Raw genomic sequence first — 288 nt, 5'->3', positions numbered from 1 at the left:
CCGCTCAGCCAGACGGCGGCGGGGCGGGTGCTGCTGCTGCTGGCACAGGTCGGGGCTGAGCGCGCTGCGCCGGTGCCGTTGATGGCGCTGCTCGGCCATCCCTTGGTGGGGCACGAGGAGCGCGCCGACTGGCTGCGCGCCGTTCGCCGTCTCGAACTGCGGCTGCGCGGTCCGCGCAAGGCCTCGGGGCTGGAAGAACCGCGCAGGCTGGCCGAGAAAGCGGGCGTTGCCGACTGGTGGGAGGGCGTCGAACCGATCCTCGCGCCGCTGCTGGCGGTGGTCGCGCCG

The 288-nt window shown here is 75.0% G+C and carries 1 protein-coding gene; it reads left to right on the top strand.

All coding sequences use genetic code 11. The features are described from left to right. A partial coding sequence (locus D2V17_RS04420; protein WP_245978523.1) for a hypothetical protein occupies positions 1 to 288 on the top strand: 288 nt, incomplete at both ends.

This window comes from Aurantiacibacter xanthus (assembly GCF_003584015.1).
Lineage (GTDB): Bacteria > Pseudomonadota > Alphaproteobacteria > Sphingomonadales > Sphingomonadaceae > Alteraurantiacibacter > Alteraurantiacibacter xanthus.
Note: the sequence above shows the minus strand (reverse complement) of the source record. Positions and strands in the feature narration are given on the sequence as shown.